This is a genomic window from Bradyrhizobium sp. USDA 326 (assembly GCF_049739485.1).
Lineage (GTDB): Bacteria > Pseudomonadota > Alphaproteobacteria > Rhizobiales > Xanthobacteraceae > Bradyrhizobium.
The window spans coordinates 2,039,979-2,058,659 of record NZ_JBMGQA010000001.1; the positions used below are offsets into that span (position 1 = coordinate 2,039,979).

General features: G+C 65.6%; 17 protein-coding genes. 10 read left to right on the forward strand and 7 right to left on the reverse strand.

The genetic code is table 11. The features are described from left to right. The first annotated feature begins 163 nt into the window (after positions 1-163). The 4 genes from ABIG06_RS09795 (at position 164) to ABIG06_RS09810 (ending at position 2,336) form a co-directional block, all read left to right on the forward strand. A complete protein-coding gene (locus ABIG06_RS09795; protein ID WP_199751774.1) occupies positions 164-583 on the forward strand; it encodes an HIT domain-containing protein in 420 nt (139 codons plus the stop codon). Positions 584-594: 11 nt separating this feature from the next. Beyond that, positions 595-1,539: an NAD(+) diphosphatase gene (nudC, locus tag ABIG06_RS09800; RefSeq protein ID WP_370135984.1), complete on the forward strand. Its 945-nt coding sequence runs from the start codon at positions 595-597 to the stop codon at positions 1,537-1,539. 13 nt (positions 1,540-1,552) lie between these two features. Beyond that, complete coding sequence (locus ABIG06_RS09805) at positions 1,553-1,729, forward strand: hypothetical protein (RefSeq protein ID WP_370135987.1); 177 nt, start codon at positions 1,553-1,555, stop codon at positions 1,727-1,729. A 97-nt stretch (positions 1,730-1,826) separates the two neighbouring features. Continuing rightward, positions 1,827-2,336 (forward strand): Lrp/AsnC family transcriptional regulator, encoded by a 510-nt coding sequence (locus ABIG06_RS09810; RefSeq protein ID WP_370135990.1) that lies wholly within the window; start codon positions 1,827-1,829, stop codon positions 2,334-2,336. Between the two features lie 65 nt (positions 2,337-2,401). Here the strand turns inward: ABIG06_RS09810 and ABIG06_RS09815 are convergent, their stop codons facing one another. Next, the gene (locus ABIG06_RS09815) at positions 2,402-3,751 is read right to left on the reverse strand and encodes a sensor histidine kinase (protein ID WP_370135993.1); all 1,350 of its coding nucleotides are present in this window, start codon (positions 3,749-3,751) and stop codon (positions 2,402-2,404) included. Further along, positions 3,751-4,473, reverse strand: a complete 723-nt coding sequence (locus ABIG06_RS09820; protein ID WP_370135996.1) for a response regulator — start codon at positions 4,471-4,473, stop codon at positions 3,751-3,753. Before ABIG06_RS09820 ends, ABIG06_RS09815 begins: the two co-directional genes overlap by 1 nt. Before the next feature lie 185 nt (positions 4,474-4,658). Between ABIG06_RS09820 and ABIG06_RS09825 the strand changes: the two genes are divergently transcribed. The 3 genes from ABIG06_RS09825 to ABIG06_RS09835 all read left to right on the forward strand — a co-directional run bounded on the left by ABIG06_RS09825 (position 4,659) and on the right by ABIG06_RS09835 (position 6,111). Next, positions 4,659-4,880, forward strand: coding sequence for a hypothetical protein (locus ABIG06_RS09825; protein WP_124161663.1), 222 nt, complete (start codon positions 4,659-4,661; stop codon positions 4,878-4,880). A gap of 73 nt (positions 4,881-4,953) precedes the next feature. Continuing rightward, positions 4,954-5,262 carry a cysteine rich repeat-containing protein gene (locus tag ABIG06_RS09830; protein ID WP_370135999.1) on the forward strand — a complete coding sequence of 103 codons (309 nt, stop codon included), beginning with the start codon at positions 4,954-4,956 and terminating at the stop codon, positions 5,260-5,262. 9 nt (positions 5,263-5,271) lie between these two features. Then, complete coding sequence (locus tag ABIG06_RS09835; RefSeq protein ID WP_370136002.1) at positions 5,272-6,111, forward strand: sterol desaturase family protein; 840 nt, start codon at positions 5,272-5,274, stop codon at positions 6,109-6,111. Positions 6,112-6,125: 14 nt separating this feature from the next. Here the strand turns inward: ABIG06_RS09835 and ABIG06_RS09840 are convergent, their stop codons facing one another. The 4 genes from ABIG06_RS09840 to ABIG06_RS09855 all read right to left on the reverse strand — a co-directional run bounded on the left by ABIG06_RS09840 (position 6,126) and on the right by ABIG06_RS09855 (position 12,445). Then, positions 6,126-7,625, reverse strand: a complete 1,500-nt coding sequence (locus ABIG06_RS09840; RefSeq protein WP_370136004.1) for a phosphomannomutase/phosphoglucomutase — start codon at positions 7,623-7,625, stop codon at positions 6,126-6,128. A gap of 196 nt (positions 7,626-7,821) precedes the next feature. After that, a complete protein-coding gene (locus ABIG06_RS09845; RefSeq protein WP_370136007.1) occupies positions 7,822-8,334 on the reverse strand; it encodes a TIGR02281 family clan AA aspartic protease in 513 nt (170 codons plus the stop codon). A 127-nt stretch (positions 8,335-8,461) separates the two neighbouring features. After that, positions 8,462-10,936 carry an ATP-dependent helicase HrpB gene (gene hrpB / locus ABIG06_RS09850; RefSeq protein ID WP_370136010.1) on the reverse strand — a complete coding sequence of 825 codons (2,475 nt, stop codon included), beginning with the start codon at positions 10,934-10,936 and terminating at the stop codon, positions 8,462-8,464. Between the two features lie 192 nt (positions 10,937-11,128). Continuing rightward, positions 11,129-12,445, reverse strand: coding sequence for a UDP-glucose dehydrogenase family protein (locus ABIG06_RS09855; protein WP_370136013.1), 1,317 nt, complete (start codon positions 12,443-12,445; stop codon positions 11,129-11,131). Positions 12,446-12,638: 193 nt separating this feature from the next. On the opposite strand from ABIG06_RS09855, the gene ABIG06_RS09860 reads away from it, so the two are divergent. The 3 genes from ABIG06_RS09860 to ABIG06_RS09870 all read left to right on the forward strand — a co-directional run bounded on the left by ABIG06_RS09860 (position 12,639) and on the right by ABIG06_RS09870 (position 17,802). Next, the gene (locus ABIG06_RS09860) at positions 12,639-13,706 is read left to right on the forward strand and encodes an acyltransferase family protein (RefSeq protein WP_370136015.1); all 1,068 of its coding nucleotides are present in this window, start codon (positions 12,639-12,641) and stop codon (positions 13,704-13,706) included. Positions 13,707-13,900: 194 nt separating this feature from the next. Beyond that, positions 13,901-16,987: a DNA polymerase I gene (polA, locus tag ABIG06_RS09865; RefSeq protein WP_370136018.1), complete on the forward strand. Its 3,087-nt coding sequence runs from the start codon at positions 13,901-13,903 to the stop codon at positions 16,985-16,987. Positions 16,988-17,166: 179 nt separating this feature from the next. Next, positions 17,167-17,802, forward strand: coding sequence for a LysE family translocator (locus ABIG06_RS09870; RefSeq protein ID WP_124161670.1), 636 nt, complete (start codon positions 17,167-17,169; stop codon positions 17,800-17,802). A 178-nt stretch (positions 17,803-17,980) separates the two neighbouring features. On the opposite strand, the gene ABIG06_RS09875 is transcribed toward ABIG06_RS09870, so the two are convergent. After that, positions 17,981-18,607, reverse strand: coding sequence for a glutathione S-transferase family protein (locus ABIG06_RS09875; RefSeq protein WP_124161671.1), 627 nt, complete (start codon positions 18,605-18,607; stop codon positions 17,981-17,983). Positions 18,608-18,681 lie beyond the last annotated feature (74 nt).

Sequence of the window (18,681 nt, forward strand, 5' to 3'; positions counted from 1 at the left end):
GCAGCGTCAACACCGCCACAAACTCGGCCGTCGTCACGGGCAAGCCTCAGCGCAGACCCGGGACGACGAGCGTGTATGCAGTTGCCGTCCTTCCCCTATCGGAATCGCTGTCGTATGGTCGCTCCAAACAAGCCCGAACTCATCGGGCCGTCCGGAAACGCATATGCCCGAACCCGCCTGGTCGCTGCACTCCCGCCTGAAAGAGGACACCATCGACATCGGCGATCTGCCGCTGTCGAAGGTGCTCGTCATCAAGGATGCGCACTATCCCTGGCTGCTGCTGGTGCCCCGGCGGCCTGACGCGGTCGAGATCATCGATCTCGACGAGGTGCAGCAGGCGCAGCTGATGACGGAGATCTCCCGCGTCTCGCGTGCGCTGAAGGAGATCACCAGATGCGACAAGCTCAATATCGCCGCGCTGGGCAACCTCGTACCGCAGCTGCACGTCCACATCATCGCACGCCGGACCAGTGACGCGGCCTGGCCACGTCCGGTGTGGGGCGTGATGCAGCCGCTGGCGCACGACGCCACCGAAGTGCAGAATTTCATCAGCGCGCTCCGCCGCAAGATCTGGTTGGGTTGAAAGAACAAGAAATGTCAGCATTCGACGCGTTTCCGCTGGGGCAGCCGGCCTTCGTCACCAACATTCTCGACCGCGCCGCGCATCTGCGCCGCGACGACGAAAAGCTGTTCGCGATGGAGCAGAAGCCGTCATCGCGCGCCTATGTGGTCTATCGCGATTCGCTGCTGGTGAAGCGCGAGGGCGAGAAGGTGCGCGCGCTGCTCGGGGTCGAGGAGGCGCTGAAGTGCGGCGCCAATCCCGGTACGATCTTTCTGGGCCTGCGCGATGGTGCGGCCGTGTTCGGGATGGGCCTATCGCAGGCCGCTGCCGAGAAGCTGGTCGGCCGCGAGGACTACACCATCACCGAGCTGCGCGGCATGGCGATGCAGGGTGCGCTTCCGCCACAGGAGTTGTCGGCGATCGCGATGGCGAAGTCGATGGTGAGCTGGCATCAGCGCCACGGTTACTGCGCCAATTGCGGCACGCGTACCGCGATGAAGGAAGGCGGCTGGAAGCGCGATTGCCCGGCCTGCAAGGCCGAGCACTTTCCGCGCACCGACCCGGTCGTGATCATGCTGGTCGCCTCGGGCGACAAATGCCTGCTCGGCCGCCAGAAGCAGTTTCCGCCCGGCATGTATTCCTGCCTCGCCGGCTTCGTCGAGGCGGCCGAGACCATCGAGGACGCGGTGCGCCGGGAGATCCTCGAGGAGTCCGGCATTCGCTGCACCGACGTGCAGTATTATATGACCCAGCCCTGGCCCTATCCGTCATCGCTGATGATCGGCTGCAGCGCACGGGCGCTGAACGAGGACATCGTCGTTGATCGCATGGAGTTGGAAGACGCGCGCTGGTTCACGCGCGAGGAGGCAGCCCTGATGCTGACGCGGACGCATCCCGACGGGCTCGCCGGCCCGCATCCCTTCGCGATCGCTCATCATCTGCTCGGCCGCTGGGTGCACGACAAGAGCAGCACCTGAGCTGAGACCATCGATGGCCGGGATCGCGCCGCGCATCCTCTTCCATGGCGCCGTCACGCTCCGGCTTGCCGAGGCGAGGGAGCACGCGAGGCGCTGCGGCCGCCGCAGCATCGAAATGCGCCCGCCATCGCAGCGGCCTTCCGTCCCCCAACGCATTGAAGTTGAAGAACTTCTGCTCAACCGGCCCTAGAGCAGTTCCATTGCGCCGCGAAGATTATAGGCTTGCTGTGGAAAGATTTTCTCTATATCAGGGAAATCAGCCCCTTAAATGAAACAAAGTTCTTCAAATGACTGATGTTGCTGCCCAGGTTCCCGAGACCAGCCGCCGGCTCGATGCCATCGACCGCAAGATCCTGATGGTCCTTCAGGAGGATGCCTCACTCTCCGTCGCCGAGATCGGCGACCGCGTCGGCTTGTCCTCGACCCCCTGCTGGAAGCGCATCCAGCGCCTGGAGGCCGATGGTGTCATCATCAAGCGCGTGGCGCTTGTCGACCAGAACAAGATCGGACTTGGCATTTCCGTGTTCGTGTCGGTCGAGAGCGCCGATCACTCGGACGCCTGGCTGAAGCGGTTCGCCGAAGCCGTCAGCGCCATGCCCGAGGTGATGGAGTTCTATCGCATGGCCGGCGACGTCGATTACATGCTGCGCGTCGTGGTCGCGGATATGCAGGCCTATGACGTGTTCTACAAGAAGCTGATCAGCGCGGTGCCGCTGAAGAACGTCACCTCGCGCTTTGCGATGGAGAAGATCAAGTCGGTCACCGCGCTGCCGATTCCCGCGGTGGTGGCGGCCTGACGCCGAATTCTCATTTTGACGCGTTTTCTTCACGCGAGCCGGTATCCACTTCGCTCGAAAACGCTTCAAGCCGGCTGAAACACCGGCAGGGTGACGCTGACGCGCGTGCCTCCGCCCGGCGCCGCGCCGATCTCGATCGTCCCGCCATGGGCCTCAACCAGGCTGCGGACGACGGCGAGACCAAGGCCGGCACCGCCGGTCGCGCGATTGCGCGACTTCTCCAGCCGGTGGAACGGCTCCAGCACGGTCTGACGCTGATCGGGCGGAATCCCCGAGCCCTCGTCGCCGATCGACACGACGACGGCACCGTCCTTCAGGGCCGTGCGCACATGCGCTGCATGGCCATAGGCGAGCGCGTTGTCGATGATGTTGGCGAAGACCCGCCGCAGGGCGAGGCGGTCGCCGAGGACAACAACGTTGCGCACACGCTCGTCCGTGACCAGATCGACCGCTGCGCCCTGAACGTGCCGGTCGTGCACCTCGACGGCGACAAGCGCGGCGAGCTCGACCATCTCCTGCGACAGTCCGCCGACACCCGCCCGCGTCGACAGCAGCGCGTCGTCGAGCAGCCGGATCATGTCGTCGATATCGGCTACCGCCCGCTGCCGCTCGGCGTCGTCGGGAATGTGCTCGACGCGCAGCCGCAGCCGCGTCGCGAAGGTCCTGACGTCATGAGCGATGCCGCCAACCAGCGTCATGCGCGCACGCAGCATCTCGGCAAGCCGGCCCTGCAGGCGGTTGAACGCGGCGACGACGGCGCGAATCTCCGGCGCGCTGCGCTTTGCATCCGGCAGCGGCGGCGGATCGGCCGACAGGTCGACACGATCGACGGCGGCGGCGAGCTGCGCCAACGGCCGCGTCTCGCGTTGCATCACCAGAAGCGCCAGCAGCGCCACGATCGAGCCGAACAGGCCAGCACCGAAGCCGACCGGCAGGCCGAAGGGGGTCACCGGCAGGCGGGTATAGGCGTCGATGACCAGCAGATCGCCGCTGCGCAGGCCAATGCGGAACTCGATCGCATTGGCCATCAGCCGCGCGAGGCGGGGAAAGAATCGACTGCCGCGATGATTGGGCGGCGACACGATCTCGACCGGGCGGCCCGCAAGGCCGGCCGCATAGGTCTCGCGCAATTGTCGCTGCTGCTCCGGCGTCTCGCCGTCGACCGGCGCCCCCGATGGCACGATCCGCGCCATGAATTGCGGCGACGACACTGCGTCGAGGACGGCCTGCCGTGCGTCGCCGATCGTGCCCTCGAGCAACGTTGCAAGCGCATCGAGGCGCGCAGGCGATGGCCGCGTGAGCTCGTTCTCCTGCAGCGTCGTGCGGTAGAAGATCCCCACGAGTACGGTAACCACCACGATGAAGCCGACCAGTCCGATCAGCGCCAGCCGCGCGGCGAGCGTCACGCGCAGCATCACGACACCTGCTTGACGGTCGCGGTGAACAGATAGCCGCCGTTGCGCACCGTCGTGATCAGGTTCGAGCCGGGACTTGCACTGTCGAGCTTGCGGCGCAGCCGCGAGATCAGCATGTCGACGGTGCGGTCGAACGGCTCGGCCGAACGTCCGCGGGTCCAGTCGAGGATCTGGTCGCGCGTGAGCACCCTTCGCGGCCGCTGCACGAAGCAACCGAGCAGGTCGAACTCGGCGCTGGTCAATTGCAGCGCCGGCGCCTCGGCCTCGGTCGTCTCGACACTGCGCGCATCGAGATCGATCACGAAGCGGTCGAACGCGAAGCGTCGAACCAGCGGCTTGGCCGGCGCCCCGCTGGCACGACGCAGGATGGCGCGAACGCGCGCCAGCAGCTCGCGCGGCCCGAACGGCTTGGTGAGATAATCGTCCGCGCCCATCTCGAGACCGACCACGCGATCGATCTCGTCGCTCTTGGCGGTCAGCATCAGGATGGGCAGGGAGTCGTCGGCCCGCAAGCGACGACAGATCGAGAGCCCGTCCTCGCCCGGCAGCATCAAGTCGAGGATGACGAGGTCGGGCCGCAGGCGCTGGAGCATCGAATCCATCGCCTTGCCGTCGGCGACACAAGCGACCTGGAACCCCTCGCGCCGCATGAAGTCGGCAACGAGGCGGCTGATCTCGGGATCGTCCTCCACCATGAGGATCGTGGCCGAATGTGCGTTCATCGCCCGCATTTTGGACGACCGCGCGTTCCGCGCAAGGGCAGCGGCGCCGTTGTTACACAGTGTTACATGGCGCCGACAAAGGCCTAACAATCGTTTCGTCCCGGCAATGCGGCGCAGACGCCGCAGCTCCAGTCTCCTCCGCATGGCTCCCGCTGACGGCAGCCCCCAGAAGGAGACGACGAACCATGACCAAGCTTTTCCTCACCTCCCTCTTCATCGGCACCCTGTCGGTCGCCGCGGCGGCCGACGCCAATGCCTGGACGCGATCGGCGACGGCGACCGGGCCGCGCGGCACCTCCCACGTCACCGCGACGGGAAGCTGCGCCAACGGAAGCTGCACGCGCAGCGTGACCCGCACCGGTCCTGCCGGCAACACCTACACCCGCACCGGCACGATCTCGCGCTGACGCCGCGCTGCCGTCGCCGCGTCAGCCCCGCGCGGCGACGGCCAACCTCGTCGAATCAGAAAGGATCAGCACAGTGCCATCGATTTTCCGTTTCCTGCCGCAAGCTGCAGCCATCGTCGCCCTCGGCGCTTCGACGTCCGCATTCGCCCAGAGCCAGCTGCAAACGCAGATCACGCCGAAGATGCGCAGCGAAGCACGAGCGACCATGCAGGCCTGCCGCGCCGACTATCGCCGCCTTTGCAGCGACGTCGCGCCGGGTGGCGGACGCATTCTCGCCTGCCTGCAATCCCACGCCGGCCAGCTCACCTCGACCTGCGCACAAACGCTGCCTCGCACGCAAGCAGCGGGGGACAGCGCCGCCACCGGCGCCGCACCGAAATAGGAGGATGCCGTGGGCTACGCCTCACTTCTGCTCGATCCGACGCTCAGGCGCGTGATCCTGGCGACGGCGATCTGCCTGATGCTGCTCGAATATGGCATCGCGCGGCTTGCCCATCGCGACACCCACGACTGGCGCGAGAGCGTTGCCTCGTTCGGCGTGGCCCTCGGACAGAACCTGCTGCGCGCGCTCGAGGCAGGCATTCTGGCGGTGCCGTTCGCATTCCTGTACGAGCACCGCCTGTTCGACTTCGCGCAGACCGGTCCGCTTGCACTCGCAGGATTATTCCTGGGCAGCGAGTTCCTGTACTACTGGCAGCATCGCGCCTCGCATCGCATTCGCTGGATGTGGGCGACGCATGCAGTGCATCACTCGACGACGCGACTGAATCTGACTGCGGCGATCCGGCTCGGCTGGACCGGCAACATATCAGGCAATTTCCTGTTCTTCCTGCCGCTCGCGCTGGTCGGCTTCCATCCCCTTGCGATCGTCGCGATGCTCGGGATCAATCTGCTTTACCAGTTCTTCATCCACAGCGACTTCGCGCCGAATCTCGGCGCGCTCGAATGGGTGCTCAACACGCCGAGCCATCATCGCTTGCATCATGCCTGCAACGAGCCGTGCCTCGACAAGAACTACGGCGGCATCCTGATCGTGTTCGACCGCGTGTTCGGGACCTTTGCCGAACGGCCCTCGGACCAGCCGCTTCGCTTCGGCCTCGTTGGCGGCACACGGTCCTTCAACCCGATCCGGATTGCGCTCGGCGAATGGATCGCGATGCTGGGCGACGCCTGGAAGGCACGGGGCGCGGGCGCGAAACTCCGCGCCCTGTTCGGCCCGCCCGGAGGCTGAGCGCGCGCCGGCGCTCAAATCTTCTGATTGTACTCGCCGACTTCAGGATGCGTGCGCAACACGCTGTTCACCATCTCGAACATGTCGTGCATGCGCTGTTCGGAGATCGGGCTCTCGACCACGACGACGAGTTCGGGCTTGTTGGAAGAGGCGCGCACCAGGCCCCAGCTGCCGTCCTCGACCGTGACGCGGACGCCGTTGACGGTAACGAGATCGCGGATCGCCTGCCCCCCGATCCTGGCGCCCTTCGCCTGCAAGCCTTCGAAGTGCTTTACCACTTTGTCGATGACGCCGTATTTGACCTCGTCGGCGCAGTGCGGCGACATGGTCGGCGACGACCAGGTCTTCGGCAGCGCGTTCTTCAGGTCGGCCATCGACTTGCCGGGCGCGCGGTCGAGCATGTCGCAGATCGCGATTGCCGAGACCAGGCCATCGTCATAGCCGCGGCCATAGGGCTTGTTGAAGAAGAAGTGGCCGGACTTCTCGAAGCCGGCGAGCGCGCCGGTCTCGTTGGTGCGGCGCTTCATGTAGGAATGGCCGGTCTTCCAATAGGCGGTCTTCGCGCCCTGCTTCTGCAGCACCGGATCGGTGACGAACAGGCCGGTCGACTTCACGTCGACGACGAACTGCGCGTCCTTGTGGATTGCCGACATGTCGCGCGCCAGCATCACGCCGACTTTGTCGGCAAAGATCTCCTCGCCGGTGTTGTCGACGACACCGCAGCGGTCGCCGTCGCCGTCGAAGCCGAGGCCGACATCGGCCTTGTGATGCAGCACTGCGTCGCGGATCGCGTGCAGCATCTCCATGTCCTCGGGGTTCGGGTTGTATTTCGGGAAGGTGTGGTCGAGTTCGGTGTCGAGCGGGATCACCTCGCAGCCGATCGCCTCCAGCACCTGCGGGGCGAACGCGCCGGCGGTGCCATTGCCGCAGGCAGCGACCACCTTCAGCTTGCGCGTCAGCTTCGGACGGGAGGTGAGATCGGCGATGTAGCGCGCCGGATAATTCTCGTGGAATTGATAGGAGCCGCCCGCCTTGTTCTTGAACTCGGCATTGAGAACGATTTCCTTCAACCGCGTCATCTCGTCGGGACCGAAGGTGAGCGGACGGTTGGCGCCCATCTTCACGCCGGTCCAGCCATTGTCGTTGTGCGAGGCGGTCACCATGGCGACGCAGGGCACGTCGAGATCGAACTGTGCGAAATAGGCCATCGGCGTCACCGCGAGGCCGATATCGTGCACCTTGCAGCCCGCCGCCATCAGGCCGGAGATCAGCGCGTATTTGATCGAGGCCGAATAGCCGCGGAAATCGTGGCCGGTGACGATCTCCTGCCTGACGCCGAGCTCGGCGATCAGCGCACCCAGCCCCATGCCTAGCGCCTGCACACCCATCAGGTTGATTTCCTTCTGGAACAACCAGCGCGCGTCGTATTCGCGAAAGCCCGTCGGCTTCACCATCGGCTCGGATTCAAAGGCGTAGGTGTTTGACAACAGTACGGATTTCGGCTTCGGGAACATTGAGACGGTCTCGTGAAAAAGGGGGCGGGATTTGCTGCAGCCTTAGCGAATGCCCGGCCGCAGCGGAAGGCGGGATTGAAGGCTTATGGCCGATAATTGCGGCAGATTGGTAACGAAGAGACGTTACCGCGAGGGCGGCCAGAGCAAAGATATCGTTGCCTTGAAATGGACGGGCGCGCGATCGCGCGGGCTGGCCTTACTGCTCCAGCACCATGCGGCCGTTGGCGTATTCGAATCGCTTCAGGCGGGACAGGAAGGAGAGGCCGAGAAGGTTCTCGGAGAGCGCCGCGTCCGGCAGCACCATGGCATCGACGTCGCGCACGACGAGGCCGCCGACGTCGAGCATGGCGATACGGGTGCGCGCGGCCTTGATGGTGCCGTTGGCCGTGGAGACGGTGGCAGTGTACTCGCCGCGCGAGGGACGCAAGCCGAAGCGAGCGGCCGAGGTCTCGTTCAGCGCAACGACAGAGGCGCCGGTGTCGATCATGAAGCCGATGCGCTGGCCGTCGATCCGGCCCTCGGTCTGGAAATGACCGCGGCCGTCGCGCGAAATGCTGAGGCTGCGGCCGCCGGCCGGGGCGGTGGAGGCAACGGCCACCGTCGTGCGGGGGATCGAGGTGGCGGAGGCGGAGCTCATCTGGTCCGCCATCTGGGCCATGAAGGTGCCGAGGCCGATCATCACGGCCGCGAAGATCATAATGTTACGCATCACACCACTTCCGAGCCGGAAAGCTCGATTTCATCACGCAGCGTGCCCGGCGGCGAGCGAAGCCGCGGTCAGAGCGCTGCTATTTTGACGAAAAGCATGAGCGGACGGTTAATGCGCGATCGAACTTTCACGTCCCGCGCGGCTTCGCCCGCCGCGTCGGCACTGCGTTCGCCGGATCGTCCGGCCAAGGGTGGCGCGGGTATCGGCCCCTCAGGTCGGAGCGTACGGCGGCGTAGCTGCCGCGCCAAAAGCCGGGGAGATCGCGCGTCACCTGCACCGGGCGCTGCGCTGGTGACAGCAATTCAAGCACCAGCGGCACCTTGCCGGCGGCGATCGATGGATGGGTGTTGAGGCCGAACAATTCCTGGAGCCGCACCGCGATGGTCGGCCCCTGCTCGGCCTCGTAATCGATCGCGAGCGCGCTTCCGGTCGGCGCTTCGAAATGGGTCGGCGCCTCGCGATCGAGCCGCGCGCGCATGTCCCAGGGCAGCAGCGCCATCAGCGCGTCCGAGAGGTCCCCCGCTGAGATGTCCCTGAGCGCGATCTTGTCGTAGAGCGCCGGCACCAGCCAGTCCTCGCGGCGCGCGATCAACCCATCGTCGGAGAGGTCGGGCCAGCTCTCGCCCTCGGCCTTGCGCAGGAACATCACGCGGTCGCGCCATTGCTTCGCGGCCTTCGACCAGGGCAGCCGGTCGAGACCTGCGGCGATCAGCCCATCGGCAAGGATCCGCGCTGTCTCCTCCGAAGGCGACACGGCGAGCGTCGCCTCGGACAGCGTGATCGCATGCAGTGCGCGCTTCCGTCGCGCGCGCAGCGCCATCGCGCCGCGATCAAAGGAGATCTCGTCGGAGGTCTCGATATGCTCGGCGAAATGCCGCTCGATCTCATCCTCGGTGATTTGCGCCGCGAGCAGGATGCGTCCGCTCGCCGCCGTACCCGTCATCTCGCCGATCGCGATGTAGGGCGCGCGCGCGAGCGAGGAGGTCTGCTCGACGGACGCGCCACGGCCGTTGGCCAGCACGAAGCTGCCATTGCCGCGGTTGCGCGCGACACGGTCCGGAAAGGCATAGGCGAGCATCAGGCCGGTCGAGAGCTCCTCGTGCTGCCCGGTCTTCTCCGATGCCGCAACCTGCGAGGCCCAGCGGCGCGCCAGATCGCGCGCGCTCGCGGCACGCAGCGAGCGGTCGCGACGAAACTGGTCGCGCCGGTGATCGAGATCGACGCTGTCGCCCCCTAACCCGCGCTCGGTGATAATCGCAGCGATCTCGGCGGCAGCCTCGCCGCTTCCCGCGCGATGCGAATCCACGATCATGCGTGCCAGCCGCGGCGGCAGCGCCAGCGCGCGCAGGCTCTTGCCCTCGGCTGTGATACGGCCGTCGCCGTCGAGCGCGTTGAGCTCGGTGAGAAGGCTTTTGGCTTCCTTCCAGGCCGGCTGCGGCGGCGGGTCGAGGAACGACAATGCGCCGGGATCAGTGACGCCCCATTGCGCGAGGTCGAGCACCAGCGAGGACAGATCGGCGCTGAGGATTTCCGGCTGGGTGTAGGGCGCAAGCGAGGCCGTCTGCGGCTCGTCCCAGAGCCGGTAGCAGACACCGGGCTCGGTGCGGCCGGCGCGGCCGCGGCGCTGGTCCACCGCCGCACGCGAGGCGCGCACGGTCTCGAGCCGCGTCAGGCCGATGTCGGGCTCGTAGCGTGGCACGCGGGCGAGCCCGGAATCGACGACGATGCGCACGCCCTCGATCGTGAGCGAGGTCTCGGCGATCGAAGTCGCCAGCACCACCTTACGCGAGCCCCTGGGCGCCGGTGCGATGGCGCGGTCCTGCACGGCCGCATCGAGCGCCCCGAACAGCGGCACGATCTCGATGGAGGCGTCGTGCACGCGCTCGCCGAGAAAGTTCTGGGTGCGGCGGATCTCGGCGGCGCCCGGCAGGAACGCCAGCACCGAGCCGCTGTCGGCGCGCAGCGCAGACGCAATCGCATCCGCCATCTGCCGCTCGATCTGCGCATCGGCCTTGCGGCCGAGATAGCGCGTCTCGACCGGAAAGGCGCGGCCCTCGCTTTCGACGACGGGCGCCTCGCCGAGCAATTTGGCAACGCGCGCGCCGTCGAGCGTGGCCGACATCACGAGGATGCGGAGATCCTCGCGCAGGCCGGTTTGCGCATCGCGCGCCAGTGCGAGGCCGAGATCGGCGTCGAGCGAGCGTTCGTGGAATTCGTCGAACAGGATCGCGGCAACGCCCGACAGTTCGGGATCGTCGAGGATCTGGCGAGTGAAGATGCCCTCGGTCACCACCTCGATGCGCGTCGCGCGCGATATTTTCGAGCCGAAGCGGACACGATAACCGACGGTCTCCCCCGCGCGCTCGCCGAGCGATTTGGCCATGCGATCGGCACTGGCGCGCGCGGCGATGCGGCGCGGCTCCAACACGATGATCTTCTTATCCTTCGCCCAGGGCGCATCCAGCAGCGCCAGCGGCACCCGCGTGGTCTTGCCGGCGCCGGGCGGCGCCACCAGCACGGCGGCATTGTTGGCCTCCAGCGTGCGCGACAAATCGTCGAGCACGGCATCGATCGGGAGGGGCGTGTCGAAGCTGCGGGCCAAGGTGTATCCACTCGTCATGCCCGGCCTTTGTGCCGGACATCCACGTTCTTTCAGGCGAGAGTGAACAAGACGTGGATGGCCGGGACCCGACTCCGCGAAGGCTTCGCCGGGCTTACAGGTATTGGGCCGGCGAAGCTTAGGCGAAGACGGCAAGCCCCGCCATGACGGCTTCTTTCAACAAGAAAGCAGCTGTCAGCCCTGCACAGGGGGCCGGCCGACGCTCTCGTAGGTGAAGCCGGCGGCTTCCATGTCTTCGGGGCGATAAATGTTGCGGAGATCGATGAGAACGGGCTGCGCCATGGTCGCCTTCAACCGATCGAAATCGAGCGCGCGAAACTGCACCCATTCGGTGACGATGACGAGCGCGTCCGCGCCTTCCGCGCAGGAATAGGCGTCCTCGCAATAGGTGATGTTGGGCAGCTCACTCTTTGCCTGCTCCATGCCGACGGGATCGAACGCCTTGACGTTCGCACCCAAGTCGATCAGGCCCGTGACCAGCGGGATCGACGGTGCGTCGCGCATGTCGTCGGTGTCGGGCTTGAAGGTGAGGCCGAGCACCGCGATGGTCTTTCCCCGCAGCGAGCCGCCGAGCGCCTGGCTCACTTTCCGCGCCATCGCGCGCTTGCGGTTCTCGTTGACCGCCAGCACGGATTCGACGATGCGCAGGGATACGTCGTAGTCCTGCGCGATCTTGATCAGGGCCTTGGTATCCTTCGGGAAGCACGAGCCGCCGAAGCCGGGACCTGCATGCAGGAATTTTGTGCCGATGCGGTTGTCCAGGCCAATGCCGCGCGCGACCTCCTGGACGTTGGCGCCGGCCTTTTCCGAGAGATCGGCGATCTCGTTGATGAAGGTGATCTTGGTCGCCAGGAACGCGTTGGCGGCGTATTTGATCATCTCGGCGGTGCGGCGCGCGGTGAACATCAGCGGCGCCTGGTTCAGCGACAGCGGGCGGTAGATATCGCCCATCACCTTGCGGCCGCGCTCGTCCGAGGTGCCGACCACGATGCGGTCGGGGAACTTGAAGTCGCGGATCGCCGCGCCCTCGCGCAGGAACTCGGGGTTCGAGGCGACCACGACGTCGGCCGCAGGGTTCGTCTCGCGGATGATGCGCTCGACCTCGTCGCCGGTGCCGACCGGCACGGTCGACTTGGTCACCACGACGGTGAAGCCGGTGAGCGCTCGCGCGATCTCCCGGGCGGCGGCGTAGACGTAGGACAGGTCGGCGTGGCCATCGCCGCGGCGCGAGGGCGTGCCGACCGCGATGAACACGGCATCAGCATCCGCGACCGGCTTGGTGAGATCGGTGGTGAAGTCCAGCCGCTTGGCCTTGACGTTGGTCGCGACCAGTTCGTCGAGGCCGGGCTCGTAGATCGGAATCTCGCCGCGATGAAGCGCCGCGATCTTCTTCTCGTCCTTGTCGACGCAGGTGACGTCATGGCCGAAATCCGCAAAACAGGCCCCGGACACCAGTCCCACATAGCCCGTGCCGATCATCGCGATGCGCATGAAAAATCCTGTCCCAGCTTGGTTAACGGAAGCCCAATTCGCGGCGGTTTAGCATTTTCCCGAGGTCATGGAACAGTCCGGATGCAAAAACCGGCCCGCGATTTGAACCGGTAAAGAAGTCGGAAACCACTGGGCCCCAAACTGCCCCGCACCCATACATGGACGGGCGGAACCCGCCTCGAAAAGGGACATCATGGCACGATCAGGCACAATCGCGGCGGCCGGGCTTTCCAGGGCCCCTTCTGCAGCGCGTGTCGACTGGGTCGACTACGCCAAGGGTATCTGCATCGTCATGGTGGTGATGATGCATTCGGTGCTGGGGGTCGAGCTCGCCGCCGGGCAGACCGGTTTCATGCATGTTGTCGTGGCCTTCGCAAAGCCGTTTCGGATGCCGGACTTCTTCCTGATTTCGGGCCTGTTCCTGTCTCTGGTAATCGATCGGGACTGGCGAACCTATCTCGACCGCAAGGTGGTGCATTTCGCTTATTTCTATGTCGTCTGGGTGACAATCCAGTTCGGCTTCAAGGCGCCCGCCTTCGCGGCGGAGACCAGCTGGCGCGACGTCGGCCTCTTGTACCTCGAATCCTTCATCGAGCCGTTCGGCACGCTGTGGTTCATCTATCTGCTGCCGATCTTCTTCGTCGTCACAAAACTGACACGCAAACTCCCGCCGCTCGCGATCTGGTTTCTCGCGGCGGCGCTGGAGACTGCACGGATCACGACGGGCTGGACCGTCATCGACGAGTTCTGCGCACGCTTCGTCTATTTCTATTCGGGCTACCTGTTCGCGCCTTACGTGTTCGCCCTTTCGGATCGCGCGCGGAAGCATCCCGCGCTTGCGCTCGCAGCGCTCGCGGCCTGGGCACTGATCAATGCCGGCTTGGTCGCGCACGGCGCCAGCGAATGGAAGATCGTCTCGCTCGTGCTCGGCTTCGTCGGCGCCTGCGCCATCATCACGACGGGCACGCTGCTCGCGCGCGCGCGGTGGCTCAATTTCCTCCGCTTCTGCGGCGAGCATTCGATCGTGATCTACCTCGCCTTCTTCCTGCCGATGGCGGCGACGCGGACGCTGCTGCTGCGCACGGGCGTCATTCCCGACATCGGCACTGTGTCGCTGATCGTCACCATCGCCGGCGTGCTCGGCGCGCTGGCGATCTGGCAGGTGGCGCTGCGGCTCAATGCGCGCTTCCTGTTCGAGCGGCCCGATGCGTTCTGGATCGCGCCGAGGAAGTCGGGACCGGTGTTGCAGGCGGCGGAGTAGCGACACTCTCGGTGTCGTCGCCCGGCTCGACCGGGCGACCCAGTACGCCGAGATCATTGATTGAGCCGAGAAGCCGCGGCGTACTGGATTCCCCGCTTTCGCGGGGAATGACAGCGGGGGATAGTCGCGCTACCAAGCCAAAAATCCGCCTCCCAAGGCTGTCAAAGTCCGCAAAAATTCATACATTGCGGCCCATGCCCAAAACCTCTTCGAAGACCACCGCCAAAGCTGACACCAAGGCCGCGCCGAAGGCGGCCGCTGACATTAAGCCTGTTGCCAAAGCCGCGACAGCTGCTGCCAAACCGGTGGCGGCGAAGGCCGCCGGCAAGGGCGACCATGTGTTCCTGGTCGACGGTTCCTCTTACATCTTCCGCGCCTATCACGCGCTGCCGCCATTGAACCGCAAATCCGACGGGCTTCAGGTCAATGCCGTGCTCGGCTTTTGCAACATGCTGTGGAAGCTGTTGCGCGAGATGCCCGAGGACAACCGGCCGACGCATCTGGCCATCATCTTCGACAAGTCGGAGATCACCTTCCGCAACAAGATCTATCCGGACTACAAGGCGCACCGGCCGCCGGCTCCCGATGATCTGATCCCGCAATTCGCGCTGATCCGCGAGGCCGTACGTGCCTTCGACCTGCCGTGCCTGGAACAGACCGGCTTCGAGGCCGACGATCTCATCGCGACCTATGTGCGACAGGCCTGCGAGCGCGGCGCCAGCGCCACCATCGTGTCCTCCGACAAGGATCTGATGCAGCTCGTGACCGATTGCGTCACCATGTACGACACCATGAAGGATCGCCGCATCGGCATATCAGAGGTGATCGAGAAATTCGGCGTGCCCCCGAACAAGGTGGTCGAGGTGCAGGCTTTGGCCGGCGATTCCACCGACAACGTTCCCGGCGTGCCCGGCATCGGCATCAAGACCGCTGCGCAACTGATCACCGAATATGGCGATCTCGACCAATTGTTGTTCCGCGCCGGCGAGATCAAGCAGCCCAAGCGACGCGAGGCGCTGCTGGAGAATGCCGAGAAGGCGCGCATCTCGCGGCAGCTCGTGCTGCTTGACGACAAGGTCGATCTGGAGGTGCCGCTGGACGACCTCGCCGTCCACGAGCCGGACGCGCGCAAGCTGATCGCCTTCCTGAAGGCGATGGAGTTCACCACGCTGACGCGGCGTGTCGCCGAATATGCGCAGATCGATCCCGCCAATGTCGATGCCGACCCGGGCTATGCCAGCGGCGCCAGTGTGTTCACGACGCTGCCGCCCTCGGACGTCGTGCCCACGCCGGGAACCGGCACGCCGGCGCAAGCCGCGCTGGGCAAACCCAACAAGTCGGCAGGCAAGGAAGACAAGGCTGCGAGCCCGAAGGGTGCGCCGATCTCGCTCGCCGCCGCGCGCGAAGAGGCACTGCGCAAGCTTCCGGTCGATCGCAGCAAATACCAGACCATCAAGACCCTCAAGGAGCTCAACGCGTTCATCGCGCGCATCCATGATGCGGGCCATGTCGCGATCGAGACGAGAGCGAACTCGATCGATCCGATGCAGGCCGATCTCTGCGGCATCGCGCTGGCGCTGGCGCCGAACGAAGCCTGCTACGTGCCCCTGGCGCACAAACAGTCCGGCGGCGGCGCCGGCCTGTTCGATGCCGGGCTCGCGCCGGACCAGGTCAAGCATGAGGACGCGCTGCAAGCGCTGCGGCCGGTGCTGGAATCATCAGGCATCCTCAAGATCGGCTTCGACGTCAAGTTCACCACCGTGATGCTGGCGCAGCACGGCATCACCCTGCGCAACATCGACGATGCGCTCCTGATCTCCTACGTGCTCGACGCCGGCCGCGGCTCGCAGGCGCTGGAATCGCTGTCCGAGCGCTGGTTCGGTCATGCCATGCTGAAGGAAAGCGAGCTGCTCGGCAGCGGCAAGGGCAAGATCACATTCGACCAGGTGCCGGTCGACAAGGCCGCGCCGCTGGCGGCCGAAGGCGCCGACGTCGCCTTGCGCGTCTGGCGCGTGCTGAAGCCGCGCCTCGTCGCCGAGCACATGAGCGCCGTCTACGAGACCCTGGAGCGACCGCTGGTCTCGGTGCTCGCACGCATGGAGCGGCGCGGCATCTCGATCGACCGTCAGGTGCTGTCACGGCTCTCCGGCGACTTTGCCCAGACCGCGGCGCGCGTCGAGGCCGAGATCCAGGAGATCGCCGGCGAGCCGGTCAATGTCGGCAGCCCCAAGCAGATCGGTGACATCCTGTTCGGCAAGATGGGATTGCCCGGCGGCACCAAGACGAAGACCGGAGCGTGGTCGACCACGGCGCAGGTGCTGGACGACCTCGCCGAGCAGGGCCACGACTTCCCGAAGAAGATTCTGGAGTGGCGCCAGGTCTCCAAGCTGAAATCGACCTATACCGACGCGCTGCCAACCTATGTCAATCCGCAGACCCATCGCGTGCACACGACCTACGCGCTGGCCGCAACGACGACGGGGCGGCTGTCGTCCAACGAGCCGAACCTTCAGAACATTCCGGTGCGCACCGAGGATGGCCGCAAGATCCGCCGCGCCTTCATCGCCGCGCCCGGACACAAGCTGGTTTCCGCGGACTATTCGCAGATCGAGCTGCGGCTGCTCGCCGAGATCGCCGACATTCCCGTGCTGAAGCAGGCGTTCCGCGATGGGCTCGACATTCACGCCATGACGGCGTCGGAGATGTTCGGCGTCCCGATCAAGGGCATGCCGAGCGAGATCCGCCGCCGCGCCAAGGCGATCAATTTCGGCATCATCTACGGCATCTCGGCGTTCGGCCTCGCCAACCAGCTCGGCATCGCCCGCGAGGAAGCCTCGGCCTATATCAAGAAGTATTTCGAGCGCTTCCCCGGCATCCGCGCCTATATGGACGAGACGCGCGACTTCTGCCGGAGCCACGGCTACGTCACCACGCTGTTCGGCCGCAAGTGCCACTACCCCGACATCAGGGCCTCCAACGCCTCGGTGCGCGCCTTCAACGAGCGCGCGGCGATCAACGCGCGGCTCCAGGGCACCGCCGCCGACATCATCCGCCGCGCCATGACGCGCGTGGAGGATGCGCTGGCCGCAAAGAAGCTTTCGGCGCAGATGCTGCTCCAGGTGCATGACGAGTTGATCTTCGAGGTGCCGGACGCCGAGGTCGAGGCGACGCTTCCCGTCGTGCAGCACGTGATGCAGGACGCGCCGTTTCCGGCCGTGCTGCTCTCGGTGCCGCTCCATGTCGATGCGCGCGCGGCGAACAATTGGGACGAGGCGCATTAGCGTTCTCTTCACCTCTCGCGCCTGCGCTCGCTGATGCCACACTCTCGGTGTCATCCCCGCGTTCGCGGGGACGACGTTGGGGTGATATGCGGGCGCCTAATTGTCCTCCGAGCAATTGCGCGATGGCTCCACGATCTCGCGCATATTAGAACCTGTGCATCTCCCGCACCGGTTCATCCATGCCCCATACCTCCGCCCTGCTCGGCTTTGCCCTAGTCAGCCTTGGTCTCGTGCTCACGCCGGGGCCGAACATGATCTATCTGATCTCGCGTTCGATCACGCAGGGGCCCGCGGCCGGCATCGTCTCGCTCGGCGGCGTGGCGCTCGGCTTCGTGTTCTACATGCTGTGCGCGGCGTTCGGCATCACGGCGCTGCTGCTCGCCATTCCTTTCGCCTATGACGCTCTGCGCTTTGCCGGCGCCGGCTATTTGCTGTGGCTCGCCTGGCAGGCGGTGAAGCCGGGCGGGCGTTCGCCATTCCAGGTGAGGAAGCTCGCCATCGACAGCCCGCGCAAATTGTTCGCGATGGGCTTCGTCACCAACCTGCTCAACCCGAAGATCGCGATGCTGTATCTGGCGCTGCTGCCGCAGTTCATCGATCCTGCCGCGGGCAGCGTGCTGGCGCAGTCGTTGGTGCTGGGCGCGATCCAGATCGCGATCAGCGTCAGCGTCAACGCGATGATCGCGCTCGCGGCCGGCTCGATCGCGCTGGTCCTGGCGAACCGGCCGAGCTGGATGCTGGTTCAGCGCTGGCTGATGGGCACCGTGCTGGCGGGACTCGCGGTGCGAATGGCGGTGGAAGCGAAGAGGGTGTAGCGGAGGCCGCGACCGCACCCGGTGTCCCGGACGTGCTGCAGCGCTCTTGCGCTGCTGCGCAGAGCCGGGATCCAGAAGGCCAAGAATGAGATCGCAGAGGCATGGGCCCCGGCTCCGCGACGCACCGCTACGCGCTGCGTCGCGTCCGGGGCACGAGGCGCGAGAGCTCTTTGCCGGGTCAATCCAGCTTCGCTTCCATCCCGCGCTTCACCGCTGGGCGCGCCATCAGCGCCTCGTACCAGCGCTTGACGTTGGGGAAGTCGGCCAGATCAACCTTGTGGCGAGGGTGGCGCCAGGCCCAGCCCAGGATGGCAAAATCGGCAATCGAGAGCTCGCCGGCGACAAAGTCGCGTCCCTCGAGCCGCCGGTCCAGCACGCCGTAGAGCCGGCGCGTCTCCGCCATGAAGCGCTTCAGGCCGTAAGCGCGATCCTGCTCATTCTCCAGCGCGATGAAATGATGCACCTGACCCGGCATCGGCCCGAATCCGCCCATCTGCCACATCAGCCATTCATAGACCGGGACCCGCTCGCTCAGCGATCTCGGCAGGAATTTGCCGGTCTTTTCGCCGAGATAGAGCAGGATCGCACCGGATTCGAAGATGCTGACGGGTTTGCCGTCGGGGCCCTCGGGATCGACGATCGCGGGGATCTTGTTGTTCGGAGAGAGCTTGAGGAACTCGGGCGCCATCTGCTCGCCCTTGGTGATGTTCACCGGGATCACCTTGTAGGGCAGCCCCATCTCCTCCAGCGCGACCGAGATCTTGCGGCCGTTCGGCGTGTTCCAGGTGTACAACTCGATGGTCATTCCGTTTCCTTCCCAAAAGGCTTGCCCCCTCAACTACTCCAGATGGTTGCACCCTCACAACCGGCGGCCCGGGA

Excerpts from the sequence above, each read along its gene's own strand:
- ABIG06_RS09795 (WP_199751774.1), top strand. The coding sequence starts at position 164 with ATGCCCGAACCCGCCTGGTCGCTGCACTCCCGCCTGAAAGAGGACACC.
- nudC (WP_370135984.1), top strand. The coding sequence starts at position 595 with ATGTCAGCATTCGACGCGTTTCCGCTGGGGCAGCCGGCCTTCGTCACC.
- ABIG06_RS09805 (WP_370135987.1), top strand. The coding sequence starts at position 1,553 with ATGGCCGGGATCGCGCCGCGCATCCTCTTCCATGGCGCCGTCACGCTC.
- ABIG06_RS09810 (WP_370135990.1), top strand. The coding sequence starts at position 1,827 with ATGACTGATGTTGCTGCCCAGGTTCCCGAGACCAGCCGCCGGCTCGAT.
- ABIG06_RS09815 (WP_370135993.1), bottom strand. The coding sequence starts at position 3,751 with ATGCTGCGCGTGACGCTCGCCGCGCGGCTGGCGCTGATCGGACTGGTC.
- ABIG06_RS09820 (WP_370135996.1), bottom strand. The coding sequence starts at position 4,473 with ATGAACGCACATTCGGCCACGATCCTCATGGTGGAGGACGATCCCGAG.
- ABIG06_RS09825 (WP_124161663.1), top strand. The coding sequence starts at position 4,659 with ATGACCAAGCTTTTCCTCACCTCCCTCTTCATCGGCACCCTGTCGGTC.
- ABIG06_RS09840 (WP_370136004.1), bottom strand. The coding sequence starts at position 7,625 with ATGTTCCCGAAGCCGAAATCCGTACTGTTGTCAAACACCTACGCCTTT.
- ABIG06_RS09845 (WP_370136007.1), bottom strand. The coding sequence starts at position 8,334 with ATGCGTAACATTATGATCTTCGCGGCCGTGATGATCGGCCTCGGCACC.
- ABIG06_RS09855 (WP_370136013.1), bottom strand. The coding sequence starts at position 12,445 with ATGCGCATCGCGATGATCGGCACGGGCTATGTGGGACTGGTGTCCGGG.
- ABIG06_RS09860 (WP_370136015.1), top strand. The coding sequence starts at position 12,639 with ATGGCACGATCAGGCACAATCGCGGCGGCCGGGCTTTCCAGGGCCCCT.
- polA (WP_370136018.1), top strand. The coding sequence starts at position 13,901 with ATGCCCAAAACCTCTTCGAAGACCACCGCCAAAGCTGACACCAAGGCC.
- ABIG06_RS09870 (WP_124161670.1), top strand. The coding sequence starts at position 17,167 with ATGCCCCATACCTCCGCCCTGCTCGGCTTTGCCCTAGTCAGCCTTGGT.
- ABIG06_RS09875 (WP_124161671.1), bottom strand. The coding sequence starts at position 18,607 with ATGACCATCGAGTTGTACACCTGGAACACGCCGAACGGCCGCAAGATC.